At 59.9% G+C, this 11,837-nt stretch carries 9 protein-coding genes; 6 read left to right on the top strand and 3 right to left on the bottom strand.

Going from position 1 to position 11,837, the window contains the following annotated elements; all coding sequences use genetic code 11:
- Positions 1-419 precede the first annotated feature (419 nt).
- From guaB to HMPREF2879_RS09180, 5 genes are all read left to right on the top strand, one after another.
- Positions 420-1,937: an IMP dehydrogenase gene (guaB, locus tag HMPREF2879_RS03685; RefSeq protein ID WP_049346422.1), complete on the top strand. Its 1,518-nt coding sequence runs from the start codon at positions 420-422 to the stop codon at positions 1,935-1,937.
- 146 nt (positions 1,938-2,083) lie between these two features.
- Positions 2,084-3,214: a GuaB3 family IMP dehydrogenase-related protein gene (locus HMPREF2879_RS03680; protein WP_049346421.1), complete on the top strand. Its 1,131-nt coding sequence runs from the start codon at positions 2,084-2,086 to the stop codon at positions 3,212-3,214.
- Positions 3,215-3,433: 219 nt separating this feature from the next.
- Positions 3,434-5,026: a glutamine-hydrolyzing GMP synthase gene (gene guaA, locus HMPREF2879_RS03675; protein ID WP_070634852.1), complete on the top strand. Its 1,593-nt coding sequence runs from the start codon at positions 3,434-3,436 to the stop codon at positions 5,024-5,026.
- A 217-nt stretch (positions 5,027-5,243) separates the two neighbouring features.
- Entirely contained in the window at positions 5,244-5,510 is a 267-nt protein-coding gene (locus HMPREF2879_RS03670) for a type II toxin-antitoxin system Phd/YefM family antitoxin (RefSeq protein ID WP_070593719.1), read from the top strand.
- A gap of 9 nt (positions 5,511-5,519) precedes the next feature.
- Positions 5,520-5,942, top strand: coding sequence for a type II toxin-antitoxin system VapC family toxin (locus HMPREF2879_RS09180; RefSeq protein ID WP_083301090.1), 423 nt, complete (start codon positions 5,520-5,522; stop codon positions 5,940-5,942).
- Between the two features lie 206 nt (positions 5,943-6,148).
- Here the strand turns inward: HMPREF2879_RS09180 and HMPREF2879_RS09315 are convergent, their stop codons facing one another.
- Entirely contained in the window at positions 6,149-6,634 is a 486-nt protein-coding gene (locus HMPREF2879_RS09315; RefSeq protein ID WP_141753023.1) for a hypothetical protein, read from the bottom strand.
- 302 nt (positions 6,635-6,936) lie between these two features.
- Between HMPREF2879_RS09315 and HMPREF2879_RS03660 the strand changes: the two genes are divergently transcribed.
- Complete coding sequence (locus tag HMPREF2879_RS03660) at positions 6,937-7,911, top strand: AEC family transporter (RefSeq protein ID WP_049356382.1); 975 nt, start codon at positions 6,937-6,939, stop codon at positions 7,909-7,911.
- Between the two features lie 140 nt (positions 7,912-8,051).
- On the opposite strand, the gene HMPREF2879_RS03655 is transcribed toward HMPREF2879_RS03660, so the two are convergent.
- Together HMPREF2879_RS03655 and HMPREF2879_RS03650 are read right to left on the bottom strand one after the other, a co-directional pair.
- Complete coding sequence (locus HMPREF2879_RS03655) at positions 8,052-9,857, bottom strand: glycoside hydrolase family 13 protein (protein ID WP_070634851.1); 1,806 nt, start codon at positions 9,855-9,857, stop codon at positions 8,052-8,054.
- 129 nt (positions 9,858-9,986) lie between these two features.
- Complete coding sequence (locus HMPREF2879_RS03650; RefSeq protein WP_070634850.1) at positions 9,987-11,801, bottom strand: glycoside hydrolase family 13 protein; 1,815 nt, start codon at positions 11,799-11,801, stop codon at positions 9,987-9,989.
- Positions 11,802-11,837 lie beyond the last annotated feature (36 nt).

The raw sequence follows: 11,837 nt of genomic DNA, 5'->3' as shown, positions 1-11,837 counted from the left end.
CGGTGAAGGTGACCCGTTCGGCTCTGCAGAACGCATCCTCCATCGCGGCTCTGGTGCTGACCACTGAGACCCTGGTGGTTGAGAAGCCCGAAGAAACTGAAGAAGACTAAATAGTGTGTGTGCCCGGTGCCGCCCCCTCCACCATGGAGGCGGTACCGGGCACTCGCTGTCGGTAGGCTCGGATGCGCTCGCGTTCGTGGGGACGTTAGAACCTGCCGACAGCCTCCCGCTGGGGGGCGCTTACTATGAGTGCTTCTCAGCAAAGAAACCTTTAGCGGTTTACTATAGAAGGTAAGCTGTTCCCGTTTGCGCTCAAACCACCTTGTGGGGTGCGAGCAGACGGGTCGTACCGCATCTTGACATACGCAACGTATAGGCTGAGCTTCTCACCGATGAAGCCAGCATCCGAAAGGTAGACAATGACCATTCCCACCGCTCTGTCCGAGGATCCCTTCGGCTTCACCGGCCTGACCTACGATGACGTGCTGCTGCTGCCCGGCAACACCGACGTCATCCCCTCCGATGCGGACACCTCCACCCGCCTGTCCAAGCGCATCACCCTGAACACCCCCATCATTTCCGCCGCAATGGACACCGTGACCGACTCCGCTATGGCAATCGCTATGGCACGTCTGGGCGGTATGGGCGTTATCCACCGCAACCTCTCCATCGAGGACCAGGCTGCACACGTGGACCGCGTTAAGCGCTCCGAGTCCGGCATGATCATTAACCCCGTCACCATCGGTGCTGACGCAACCATCGCCGAATACGACGAGGTCTGCGGCTACTACAGGGTCTCCGGTCTGCCCGTCGTCAGCGAAGAGGGCGTGCTGGAAGGTATTATCACCAACCGCGATATCCGCTACATCTCCCGCTCCGACTACGAGGGCATTCGCGTCCGCGACATCATGACCCCCATGCCGCTGGTCACCGCGCACCCCAGCGTCACCAAGGACGAAGCATTCGCACTGCTGTCCAACAACAAGATTGAGCGTCTGCCCCTGATCGACGACGCAGGCAAGCTCGCCGGTCTGATTACCCTCAAGGACTTCGTCAAGACTGAGCAGTACCCCAAGGCCACCAAGGACGAGGACGGCCGCCTGCGTGCCGGCGCCGCTATCGGCTTCTTCGGTGACGGCTACGAGCGTGCAATGACCCTGGTCGAGGCAGGCGTTGACGCACTGTTCGTGGACACCGCAAACGGCCACTCCCAGGGCGTGCTCGACATGATTGCCCGCCTGAAGAAGGACCCCGCCGCAGCACACGTGGACGTCATCGGTGGCCAGGCTGCAACCCGCCTGGGTGCACAGGCAATCATCGACGCCGGCGCTGACGGCGTGAAGGTCGGCGTTGGCCCCGGCTCCATCTGCACCACCCGCATTATCGCCGGTGTTGGTGTTCCCCAGGTGACCGCTATCAACGAGTCCGCTAAGGCAGCAATCCCGGCAGGTGTGCCGCTGATCGCTGACGGCGGTATGCAGCACTCCGGCGAGATCGGCAAGGCACTGGTTGCCGGCGCTGACTCCGTGATGCTCGGCTCCCTGCTGGCTGGTACCACCGAGTCTCCCGGTGAGCTGATCTTCATGAACGGTAAGCAGTACAAGGCATACCGCGGCATGGGTTCGCTCGGCGCAATGCAGACCCGCGGCCGCCACAAGTCCTTCTCCAAGGACCGCTACTTCCAGGCTGACGTCTCCAGCGAAGAGAAGCTGATTCCCGAGGGTATTGAGGGTCAGGTTCCCTTCCGCGGCCCGCTCTCCGCAGTGATTCACCAGCTCGAAGGTGGCCTGCGCCAGACCATGTTCTACGTCGGTTCCCGCACCATCGAGGAGCTCAAGTACAAGGGTCAGTTCGTGCGCATCACCCCCGCAGGTCTGAAGGAATCGCACCCGCACGACATCATGATGACCGTTGAGGCACCGAACTACCGCGCCTAATACGCATCACCAACGATGATTCCCCGCATGGCGTGCACGCCATGCGCCGTTGAGCCCGCCTCATACCCGCTCGGGTATCGGGGCGGGCATCGGCGCGAATAACGCCCAGCGGCACCCCTCAAACCGAATTCGAAAGGATTCACCCCATGTCTGAAATTCAGATTGGCCTCTCCAAGAACGCCCGCCCCACCTACTCCCTGGACGATGTGGCGCTCATTCCCACCCGCCGTACCCGCGACCGCCGCGATGTCGATACCTCCTGGCAGATTGACGCCTTCAAGTTCGACACCCCCATCATTGGTGCGCCCATGGACTCGGTCATGTCCCCGGCGACCGCTATTGCCCTGGGCAAGCTGGGTGGCCTGGGCGTGCTGAACCTTGAGGGCCTGTGGACCCGCTACGAGGACCCGCAGCCGCTGCTCGACGAGATTGTTGAGCTGCCCGAGGCGGACCCCGCCTCCGCAACCACCCGCATGCAGCAGATTTACTCCGAGCCGATCAAGCCGGAACTGATTACTGCACGCCTGGAAGAGATTCGTGACTCCGGCGTGGTTGTTGCCGGCTCCCTGAGCCCGCAGAACACCCAGGAGCACTACGAGACCGTGGTGAAGGCTGGCGTTGAGCTGTTCGTCATCCGCGGCGCATCCGTCTCCGCTGAGCACATTTCGACCTCGCACGAGCCGCTGAACCTGAAGAAGTTCATCTACGAGCTCGACGTTCCGGTCATCGTTGGTGGCGTGGCTGGCTACTCGCAGGCTAAGCACCTGATGCGTACCGGCGCAGCCGGCGTACTGGTGGGCTTCGGTGGCGGTTCTGCACAGACCACCCGTCAGGGCCTGGGCATTTCTGCACCGATGGCAACCGCTATCGCTGATGTGGCTGCAGCACGTTCGGACTACCTGGATGAGTCCGGCGGCCGCTACGTGCACGTGATTGCTGACGGCTCCCTGGGCCGCTCCGGCGACATGGTGAAGGCACTCGCACTGGGCGCTGACGCTGTCATGCTGGGCGCTCCGCTGGCTCGCGCATCCGAGGCTCCCGGCCAGGGCCTGTACTGGGGTAACGAGGCGCACTCGCTGGACTTCCCGCGCGGCGTGCGCACCCCGCTCGGTGTTGTAGGCTCCCTGGAGGAGGTCCTGTACGGCCCTTCGCACCACGTGGACGGCACCAGCAACATTGTCGGTGCGCTCAAGCGTGCGATGGCTAACTGCGGTTACCTGGACCTGAAGAAGTTCCAGAAGGCGGACCTGACTGTGGTTCCCGCATACCGTGGCTAATGTAGCTTCATGAATCACCGCTTGGCGGTTGGTAGGTTTTGGCCTGCCGGTCGCCGGGCGGTGCTTTCTATACGCACGCTCTACTCCCGTTAGGGCATGTAGCGGAACCCCGGGATGGGGGAGTGGCTACGTGCCGTCGGCGGCGTACAGCGATAGCGTAAAATAGATATATCCCCGCGCAAGTGCGCGGATTAGTACCAACACGTTGAGGTAATTTTCGTGACCAACTCTGTGAACCTGGACCAGCTCGAAGAGCGTCCCGTCCTGGTGGTGGATTACGGTGCTCAGTACGCGCAGCTCATTGCTCGACGCGTGCGTGAGGCCGGCATCTACTCCGAAATCGTCCCCCACTCCATGAGCACCGAGAAGATGCTCGCCAAGAACCCGGCAGCCATCGTGCTTTCCGGCGGCCCCTCCTCGGTTTACGCCGACGGCGCCCCCAAGGGTGATAAGGCCCTCTTCGAATCCGGCGTGCCGATCTTCGGTATCTGCTACGGCTTCCAGATCATGGCCCAGACCCTCGGCGGTACCGTGGCCCAGACCGGCCTGCGCGAATACGGCGCAACCGACGCCGTCGTCTGCGCTGAGAACTCCTCCTTCCTGACCGGCACCCCCACCACCCAGAACGTGTGGATGTCTCACGGTGACTCCGTGACCGAAGCCCCCGAAGGCTTCGAGGTGCTGGCAACGACCCCCGGCGCATCCGTGGCAGCGTTCGTGGACGAGTCCCGCAAGCTCGGCGGCGTGCAGTGGCACCCCGAGGTGAAGCACTCCGACTACGGCCAGGTCGCCCTGGAGAACTTCCTCTACAACGTGGCTGGCCTGAAGCCCACCTGGTCCACCAATAACATTATCGAGGAGCAGGTCGCAAAGATTCGCGAGCAGGTCGGTAGCGACCGCGTTATCTGCGCGCTCTCCGGCGGCGTTGACTCATCCGTGGCAGCAGCACTTGTGCACAAGGCTGTTGGCGACCAGCTCACCTGCTTCTTCATCGACCACGGTCTGCTCCGTGAAGGCGAGCGTGAACAGGTTGAGCAGGACTACGCAGCATCCATGGGCATTAAGGTCATCACCATTGACGAGTCGGAGCGTTTCCTCTCCGCACTCGAGGGTATCACCGAGCCCGAGGCGAAGCGTAAGGCTATCGGCCGCGAGTTCATCCGCTCCTTCGAAGAGGCACAGCGCAAGCTGATTGCCGAAGCAGGCGAAGAGGGCGCAGACATCAAGTTCCTGGTCCAGGGCACCCTGTACCCGGACGTTGTCGAGTCCGGCGGCGGCGACGGCACCGCAAACATTAAGAGCCACCACAACGTGGGCGGCCTCCCCGACGACCTGACCTTCGAACTGGTGGAGCCGCTGCGCACCCTGTTCAAGGACGAGGTTCGCGCTATCGGTCGTGAGCTCGGCGTTCCCGAGAAAATCGTGGCACGTCAGCCGTTCCCCGGCCCCGGCCTGGGCATCCGCATTGTCGGCGAGGTTACCCGCGAGAACCTGGAGACCCTGCGTGCCGCTGATGCTATCGTGCGTGAAGAGCTGACCGCAGCAGGTCAGGACGAGCACATCTGGCAGTGCCCCGTGGTTCTGCTGGCTGGCGTTCGTTCCGTGGGTGTTCAGGGTGACGGCCGTACTTACGGCCACCCGATTGTTCTGCGCCCGGTCTCTTCGGAAGACGCAATGACCGCTGACTGGTCGCGCCTGCCGTACGACCTGCTGGCTAAGATCTCGAACCGTATTACGAACGAGGTCAAGGACGTTAACCGAGTGGTGCTGGATGTTACCTCCAAGCCCCCGGGAACCATTGAGTGGGAGTAATCCCGCTGTGGGCTACCTAGCTTTGTAGCTGGGAGCCTGTGAAGGAGCCGCCCGGTGCATCCTGCTGTGATGCGCCGGGCGGCTTCTTCGTATCTTCCTAACGATATATAGCGGGTCTGAAGATGGAGGGGTTGTCGTAGTACTGAAAGGAAAATATAATGTAGCTACGTAGTTACATTATTTATGTTTTCATGTCGTGAGCAGCAAGGGGGAAATTATGACCGTTATGACCAGCCGCGAGTTCAACCAAAATCTCGCCAAAGCCCAGAAGCAGGCTCAGCAATCACCCGTTATTATCACTAAGCGTGGTGAACCCACCTATGTCCTTATGACCTATGAAGAGTATTCGCGTAGCCAGAATGAGAGCTCTTCCCTGTATGATTTCTTCGCAAACTACCCTCAACCTGCTGAAGGTATGGACCTGCCCGAAGAATTCCCCACGGCAGAACGTTCCGCACATCAGCGCCCCATTGTAGAGTTCTAGGGGACAACGATGTACCTGCTTGATACCAATATTATTTCTGAGTTGTGGAAGCTCTCACGCGGTAAGGCTGACCCTGTTTTTGAGTCGTGGTTTCGCCGTTATTCAGAAAAGCCACTCTATATTAGCGTCGTGACCCTTATGGAACTAGAGCGCGGTGTGCTTGCTATGGAGCGTAAAGATCCGATACAAGGTGCTTATCTGCGTGAGTGGTTTTTGGCAGTTCGAGAGAAATTTCAGAAACGAACTCTTGTCATTGACGGAGCTGTAGCTGATTGTTGTGCAGGGCTTCACGTGCCGGATAAAGCGCCGGAGAACGACGCATGGATCGCTGCAACTGCTTTGACTCATGGTCTTACTCTCGTAACGCGCAATGTCAAAGATTTTGAGCGTCTGCATGTTCGGCTCCTGAACCCCTTTGAGTGTGCAACCTAAGATGGCTGAAGCCCCGTAAGGAGCCGCCCGGTGCATCCTGCTGTGATGCGCCGGGCGGCTTCTTTCATATGAGCGTTTCTGAAAATACTCCGTAGCCTAGATTTTTCGCATGAATTTTAAAGAAAAACACCAAAATATTTAAAACGAGAGTTCAAATAAAAGAACTAAAAACTCTCCACAAAACCACACGGGGAAAAGAAAAACCTTTAATGCGGGTGATGCGGGTGACGAATCGAATCACGCCAATGAGCGCTCGACCCCAACCCAAAATGCAGAGCAAAAAACGTGCCAAAACAGCAGAACCCAAACGCGCACGCCATGTACACGCCGTAGGTTAGCATCATAAACTCAGAATCGTGACTCACACCCGAGGCGACATTCAACGCCAACGAGACGCCCAGAATCACAAGCCACGCAGCGCTCGCAGCCGCAATCAGCCACGAGATAGCACTCAGCACCGGGTGCGGGACCCTAAACGTACGTTCAGGACCGCTCATAGACGCTACGGGCGCAGCAGAAGCAACAACAGGCTCAGCCACTGCAGTCGAAGCGTTCACTGCTGAGGGGGCCGCAGAAGAGCGCCACGGAATATGCACACCGGCGTGCTGCCCCTGTGCCTCCGCGGGGTTCTTTGCAGAGCGGTGGGGGACGCCTCCAGATTCGGGAGGAGAAGAAAGATACGGTTGCTGCATTGCGGGCTCCTGAGCGTTAACCCTCGCATGAGAAGAAACAACAGCGCGTCTAATGATGCGAGAAAATGAGTGTCGGCGATAGATTGAAAGAATACGGTGAGGACATATTCTTTCTATATTTCAAGACTAGAAGCGAACCGCATAAAAAACGAGGGTTTAGCGGAATATGATGCAATATGACGCGAAAAATCCGAAAACCACAGAGAAAAAATAGTCAACCTCAACCTGAAGGTTCAGGGTAGGGTTATTAGACACACCCCATCGCGGCGAAAAACAGCAGAGCTACAGCGAAAGGAACGAGCATGGGAATTATCCTCCCACTCATCTACCTAGGCATAGGTCTGGGGCTCGCGCTATTGCTACCCGAACGCTGGAGCACCCGCCTCAAAGAAGACGCCTCAACCCTGCTGACCCGCTGGATCATTCCCGCCGTCATCATCTACACTGTCGCAACCAGCCGTCCCGAACTGTTCTTTGTCGCCGCCTCCACCATGGTGTTGATGCTCCTCGGCGTGCTCTGTGCCGGGCGCATCACCGGCGACCCCGTGCAGAAGCTCGCCTTCGTCTACCTGAACGCGGGACTCTTCGGCATCCCTGTGGTTGCCGGATTCTGGGGCGAGGAAGCCGTGCGCGTGTACATTGGCGCGTATATCGGCAACTCCATCATGGGCAATATCCTGGGCACCTCGCTGCTACGCGGTGGTTCCAAGACAGAGGCCGGGGTAGGGGAGGGCAACGCACCGGATGCACGAGCCGCTAGGAGCCGTGGCGGAACCCTCCGCACCGTACTGCGGGGTCTGCGTACCAGCCCGCCCGTTATCGCCGTGGTGGTGGGACTGCTCTGCCTGCCCGCCGGGCCCATCCTGAGCCAGCACGGGGCGGGTTTCTACCGGGTGCTCACCTGGGTTTTCAGCTTTATCGGAATGATCGTGCTGGGCATGTGGCTCGGCGCCGCCAAACTGCACCGCGCCGACCTGACCCGCGCCGCCGGATGGGCTCTCCTACGCGCCGGGCTCGTGAGCGTCTACAGCGTCGGCGTGCTGGCGCTTGCCCGCTGGGCACACGATACGGCGGGCGTGCACTTCGACCAGCTGCTCGCGCATCCGCAGGTGCTCTTCATCCTTGCGGTCCTGCCGCCAGCCGCGAACATCGTCATCTTAGAAACCCACTACCGGCACGAAGGAACCGCGGCCCCCGTCATTGCCGCCGGGGCGGTCGTCAGCGTGGGAATGATTGCGCTCGCCGTACCGATTCTGCAGCTCGTATTCGCCAGCTAAACAGAGCCAAGAAAGCACGCCGGGATCACCAAGAAGACAACAAAAAGACAGCAAAAGGAGGGCGGGGGCATAAGCCTCACCCTCCTTCTACTGTCTATTCACCTTATCGGCACGCGGTAGCACTCAACGAGCTACAGCGCTTAGCGTACGATGTGGTACACCTTCGCCTCGTAGGGGCGCAGGGTCGAACCCGCATCGTCCTTGTAGTTGGAGCTCACCAGCTCAACACGAGCGCCAGCCTCACGAGCCTCGTTCAGCAGGGCGAAGTCACGCTCCTGCTCTTCAGCGGTGAAGTTCGAAATTACCAGCAGAGACTCGTTCGCCGGGGAACCGTCAGCGCCACCGGTACGGGTGTATGCGTACACGGCCTCGTCCTCGTTGTGCGGAACCTGAACCGAATCCACCGGAGCGAAGGACGCATAAACCATCAGGTCCTTCAGCTCGCCGCGGCGCAGGTTGACCAGGTGCTGGTAGTGGTAGAAGATCGAATCCTCATCAGCCAGAACAGCCTCAGCGTTAATCGCCGGGTAGTTCGGGTTCACAGCAATCCACGGGGTCACACCCTCGGGGCTGAAACCACCGTTAGCGGAAGCATCCCACTGAACCGGGGTACGAGCGTTGTCGCGGCCCTTGATGTAGATAGCCTGCATCGCCTCTTCGTGGCTCAGACGCTTGTGGTCAACGTGCATGTCCTCGTAGAAGCGAATCGAGTCACCATCGCGGTAATCCTCAATCGAATCGAACTTCACGTTGGTCATGCCGATTTCTTCACCCTGGTAGATGTACGGGGTGCCCTGCATGAAGTGCAGGGTGGTCGCCAGCTGCTTAGCGGACAGGGTGCGGAACTCATCCGAATCGTTACCGAAACGGGAGACCACGCGCGGCTGGTCGTGGTTGTTCCAGTACAGCGAACCCCAGGCGTTACCCTCCAGAGTGGTCTGCCAGTCGTTCAGGATGCGCTTGAGCTCGGTCAGCTTGTACGGCGCGTAGGACCACTTGCCGCCCAGGGAGCCGTTCGGGTCGTTATCCACGCCCATGTGATCGAAGTGGAAGATCATGTTCAGCTCACCGGTGTGGTAGCCAGCCCACAGCTTAGCGTCCTCGGGGCTGGTTGCGCTGGTCTCGCCCACGGTCATCACGTCGTAGCGGCTGAAGGTCTCGCGGGTGAGCTCCTTCATCCACGGGTGCACCATGGTGCCGTTAGAGATAACGAACGGAATCGAGGAAGTGTGCTTCTCAAAGTCGGTGGAGGGGTCATCCGGGAAGCCCTCGGGCTTGGAGATGATGTTGATAGCGTCCAGGCGGAAGCCGTCAACGCCCTTGTCCAGCCACCAGCGGACCATGGAGTACAGGTCCTCGCGAACCTTCTCGTTCTCCCAGTTCAGGTCGGGCTGTTCCTTGAAGAAGATGTGCAGGTAGAACTGGCCGGTCGCCTCGTCCCACTCCCACGCCGGGCCGCCGAACTCGGACGCCCAGTTGTTCGGAGGAATCGGGTTACCGTCCTCGTCGAAGCCCTTCGGGTCCTTCCAAATGTAGTAGTCGCGGTAGGGGTTGTCCTTGGAGGAGCGGGACTCCTTGAACCAGGGGTGCTCATCGGAGGTGTGGTTTGCGACCAGGTCCATCAGGATCTTGATGCCGTGCTTGTGAGCGGTTTCAAGTATCTCGTCGAAGTCTTCCATGGTGCCGAAGTCACTCATAATCGCGAAGTAGTCAGAGATGTCGTAGCCGTTGTCCACGTTCGGCGAGTCGAACACGGGGGAGAGCCAGATGACGTTGATGCCCAGCTTAGCCAGGTAGGGCAGCTTCTCGGTGATGCCCTTCAGATCACCGATACCGTCGCCGTTAGCGTCGTTGAAGGAGCGGGGGTACACCTGGTACACCACGGCTTCCTTCCACCACTGGCGGCCTTCGTAGGAGGGAACCTCGTATGCCTCGGAGTTGCTCATAATTGCCTTTCTATACCGGCCATCCAGCCGAAAAGAGGAACAAATTTTGTCTGTGATTGAAGTATAGGGCAAAGAGGGACCGGAATGTCTGTATCTGGTCCCCCTTCGCACAGTATGAGTGGGGTACGACTACTTGGCGTTACCGAAGAGGTAAACCTTCGCCTCGTAGGGGCGCAACAGGGTGCCCTCGTCGGTGAACTCGCGGTTCTCATCGCGGTAGTTCGAGCTGATCAGCTTCGGGGCGTTCTCGATTGCCTTCAGCTCAGTCGGGGAGAGCGCCTGCGAGTTGGTTAGCACCACCGAATCCAGGTTGCCGCCCGCGTAGTTCAGCTGAACGGTGTCATCGGTGAAGTTCGCGACGACCAGCAGGGCGCGCTCGCCGGTTGCGGCGGCGTCCTCGTCGGAGTTCACGCGCAGGTAGGCGTAAACCTGGTCATCCTCTTCATCCAGCAGGCGGTACTCGCCGGTCAGGATGATCGGGTGCTCGCGGCGCAGGCTAATCAGGTCGCGGTAGTGGTAGAACACCGAATCCTGGTCAGCGAGCTCTGCCTCCGCGTTGATTTCGGTGTAGCGCGGGTTCAGCTTCAGCCACGGGGCGCCGGAGGTGAAGCCTGCGTTTTCGCCAGCGGTCCACTGCATGGGGGTGCGGGCATTGTCGCGACCGGAGGCGCTGATGTAGCGCAGCATGTCCTCAGCGGAGACGCGGCCCGACTCTTCAACGTACTTGCGCCAGGAGTCGTGAATCTCCAGGTCGTTGTAGTCCTTCACATCGTCGAAGAAGACGTTGGTCATGCCCAGCTCTTCACCCTGGTAGATGTAGGGGGTGCCCTGCATCAGGTGTAGCACGGTGCCGAGCATCTTGGCGCTGACGGTGCGGTACTCGGGGGAGTCGTTACCGAAGCGGGAGACGGTGCGCGGCTGGTCGTGGTTGTTCCAGTACAGGGAGTTCCAGCCGCGGCCGTGCAGGCCCTCCTGCCAGTGGGTGAGGACCTTCTTGAGGTCAACCAGGTTGAAGCGGCGGTCGGACCACTTGCCGGTCACGCCACCCTCGGAGGCGTCCACATCCATGTGCTCGAACTGGAACACCATCTGCAGCTCGTTGCGGTCGAAGCCGGTGTAGAGTGCGGCGTCGTCCACGGTCACGCAGGGGGTTTCGCCCACGGTCATGACCGGGTACTTGCTCAGGACCTCGCGGTTCATCTCCTGCAGGAATTCGTGCACGCGCGGGCCGTTCGCTGCGACAGCCAGGGAGTTGTCGAGGCCGCCAGCGAGGACTGCCGGGTCCTCGGGGAAGGAGAGGTCCTTAGAAATTAGGTTGATGACGTCCATGCGGAAGCCGTCCACGCCCTTGTCCAGCCAGAAGCGCATGATGTCGTAGACCTCTTCGCGGACCTTCGGGTTCTCCCAGTTCAGGTCGGGCTGCTTGACGGAGAAGTAGTGCAGGTAGAACTGGCCGGTCGCCTCGTCCCATTCCCACACGGAGGGGCTGAAGCAGGAAATCCAGTTGTTCGGCGGAATCGGCTTGTCGTCCTCGTCGAAGCCCTTGGGGTCGCGCCAGATGTAGTAGTCGCGGTAGGGGTTGTCCTTGGAGGAGCGTGCCTGCTTGAACCATTCGTGCTCGTCGGAGCTGTGGTTGACGACCAGGTCCATCATGAGCTTGATGCCGTGCTTGTGCGCGGTTTCGAGCAGCTCATCGAAGTCTTCCATGGTGCCGAACTCGGCCATGATGGCGCGGTAGTCGGAGATGTCGTAGCCGTTATCGTCGTTCGGGGACGCGTAGATGGGGGAGAGCCACAGCACCTGAATACCCAGGTCGGCGAGGTACGGAATCTTCTCGGTGATGCCGGGCAGGTCACCGATGCCGTCGCCGTTGGAGTCGTTGAAGGAGCGGGGGTAAATCTGGTAGACAACGGGTTCCTGCCACCACTGGGTCTGGGTCGTCATTGTTCTTCCTTCCTTTGGTATGGATGAGTGTTGTGC

Source organism: Rothia sp. HMSC069C04, from assembly GCF_001812895.1.
Taxonomy (GTDB): domain Bacteria; phylum Actinomycetota; class Actinomycetes; order Actinomycetales; family Micrococcaceae; genus Rothia.
The sequence above is the reverse complement of the archived record's forward strand: the minus strand, read 5'-3'. Positions and strand labels throughout refer to the sequence as shown.

Excerpts from the sequence above, each read along its gene's own strand:
- HMPREF2879_RS09180 (WP_083301090.1), top strand. The coding sequence starts at position 5,520 with ATGTACCTGCTTGATACCAATATTATTTCTGAGTTGTGGAAGCTCTCA.
- HMPREF2879_RS03680 (WP_049346421.1), top strand. The coding sequence starts at position 2,084 with ATGTCTGAAATTCAGATTGGCCTCTCCAAGAACGCCCGCCCCACCTAC.
- HMPREF2879_RS09315 (WP_141753023.1), bottom strand. The coding sequence starts at position 6,634 with ATGCAGCAACCGTATCTTTCTTCTCCTCCCGAATCTGGAGGCGTCCCC.
- HMPREF2879_RS03655 (WP_070634851.1), bottom strand. The coding sequence starts at position 9,857 with ATGAGCAACTCCGAGGCATACGAGGTTCCCTCCTACGAAGGCCGCCAG.
- HMPREF2879_RS03670 (WP_070593719.1), top strand. The coding sequence starts at position 5,244 with ATGACCGTTATGACCAGCCGCGAGTTCAACCAAAATCTCGCCAAAGCC.
- guaB (WP_049346422.1), top strand. The coding sequence starts at position 420 with ATGACCATTCCCACCGCTCTGTCCGAGGATCCCTTCGGCTTCACCGGC.
- HMPREF2879_RS03650 (WP_070634850.1), bottom strand. The coding sequence starts at position 11,801 with ATGACGACCCAGACCCAGTGGTGGCAGGAACCCGTTGTCTACCAGATT.
- HMPREF2879_RS03660 (WP_049356382.1), top strand. The coding sequence starts at position 6,937 with ATGGGAATTATCCTCCCACTCATCTACCTAGGCATAGGTCTGGGGCTC.